Genomic DNA, 2018 nt, shown 5'->3' with positions numbered 1-2018 from the left:
CGCTGGCTGCCAATGGCCAGGGGGCGGCGATCGTGCTCAATCAGGTGGGCAACGTCATCACCGGCAGCGCGGGCGGGGTGGATTACTTCACCCTGACCATCAACCCGACCACCGGGGAAGTGACCCTGGCCCTGCTGGACAACGTCTGGCATGGCGACACCAGCAATGCAGATGACAGCGTGGCACTGACCGTGGGGCAGGGCGTGCTGACCCTGGTGCAGACCGTGACCGACGCCGATGGCGACCGTGCCAGTGCGGCGGTGGATCTGGGCGCCAACAGCGTGTTCCGCTTCGAGGATGACGGCCCGCGGGCTGGCCTCGCAGAAGAGGCGCCGAGCCTGGGGGCGACCGTGGACGAGAGCCTGGTCAGCCTGGGTGGAGTGGGCGGCGACGGGGTAGCCAGTGCCAGCCTGAGCGCGGCCGACGTGCAGGCCCAGTTCAACCCGGCCTTCGGGGCCGACGGGGCGGGCAGCATTGGCTACAGCCTGGCGCTGAGCGGCAGCAACGTGGCAAGCGGCCTCTATGCGGTGGATCCGCTGGCCGCCAATGGCCAGGGGGCGGCGATCCTGCTCAATCAGGTGGGCAACGTCATCACCGGTAGCGCCGGCGGGGTGGATTACTTCACCCTGACCATCAACCCGAGCAGCGGGGAAGTGACCCTGGCCCTGCTGGACAACGTCTGGCATGGCGACACCAGCAATGCAGATGACAGCGTGGCACTGACTGTGGGGCAGGGCGTGCTGACCCTGGTGCAGACCGTGACCGACGCCGATGGCGACCGTGCCAGTGCGGCGGTGGATCTGGGTGCCAACAGCGTGTTCCGCTTCGAGGATGACGGCCCGCGGGCTGGCCTCGCAGAAGAGGCGCCGAGCCTGGGGGCGACCGTGGACGAGAGCCTGGTCAGCCTGGGTGCAGTGGGCGGCGACGGGGTAGCCAGTGCCAGCCTGAGCGCGGCCGACGTGCAGGCCCAGTTCAACCCGGCCTTCGGGGCCGACGGGGCGGGCAGCATTGGCTACAGCCTGGCGCTGAGCGGCAGCAACGTGGCAAGCGGCCTCTATGCGGTGGATCCGCTGGCTGCCAACGGCCAGGGGGCGGCCATCCTGCTCAATCAGGTGGGCAACGTCATCACCGGCAGCGCCGGCGGGGTGGATTACTTCACCCTGACCATCAACCCGACCAGCGGGGAAGTGACCCTGGCCCTGCTGGACAACGTCTGGCATGGCGACACCAGCAATGCAGATGACAGCGTGGCGCTGACCGTGGGGCAGGGCGTACTGACCCTGGTGCAGACCGTGACCGATGCCGATGGCGACCGCGCCAGTGCGGCGGTGGATCTGGGCGCCAACAGCGTGTTCCGCTTCGAGGATGACGGCCCGCGGGCTGGCCTCGCAGAAGAGGCGCCGAGCCTGGGGGCGACCGTGGACGAGAGCCTGGTCAGCCTGGGTGGAGTGGGCGGCGACGGGGTAGCCAGTGCCAGCCTGAGCGCGGCCGACGTGCAGGCCCAGTTCAACCCGGCCTTCGGGGCCGACGGGGCGGGCAGCATCGGCTACAGCCTGGCGCTGAGCGGCAGCAACGTGGCGAGCGGCCTCTATGCGGTGGATCCGCTGGCTGCCAACGGCCAGGGGGCGGCCATCCTGCTCAATCAGGTGGGCAACGTCATCACCGGCAGCGCCGGCGGGGTGGATTACTTCACCCTGACCATCAACCCGACCAGCGGGGAAGTGACCCTGGCCCTGCTGGACAACGTCTGGCATGGCGACACCAGCAATGCAGATGACAGCGTGGCGCTGACCGTGGGGCAGGGCGTACTGACCCTGGTGCAGACCGTGACCGATGCCGATGGCGACCGCGCCAGTGCGGCGGTGGATCTGGGCGCCAACAGCGTGTTCCGCTTCGAGGATGACGGCCCGAGCGTGACCATCAATGCGGTGGCGGACGGTGGCATCACCCTGACCACCCAGGATGCGCAGACCATCGGTGCGGCCAGTGACACGGCGACCGGCAGCTTTGCGGCGGCG

The 2018-nt window shown here is 69.2% G+C and carries 1 protein-coding gene; it reads left to right on the top strand.

Going from position 1 to position 2018, the window contains the following annotated elements:
• The coding region (locus tag ACB031_RS22725; protein ID WP_371140263.1) for a DUF5801 repeats-in-toxin domain-containing protein at positions 1-2018 on the top strand (2018 nt) is incomplete at both ends.

The organism is Aeromonas sp. S8(2024) (assembly GCF_041403085.1).
Taxonomy (GTDB): domain Bacteria; phylum Pseudomonadota; class Gammaproteobacteria; order Enterobacterales; family Aeromonadaceae; genus Aeromonas; species Aeromonas dhakensis.
The sequence above is the reverse complement of the archived record's forward strand: the minus strand, read 5'-3'. Positions and strand labels throughout refer to the sequence as shown.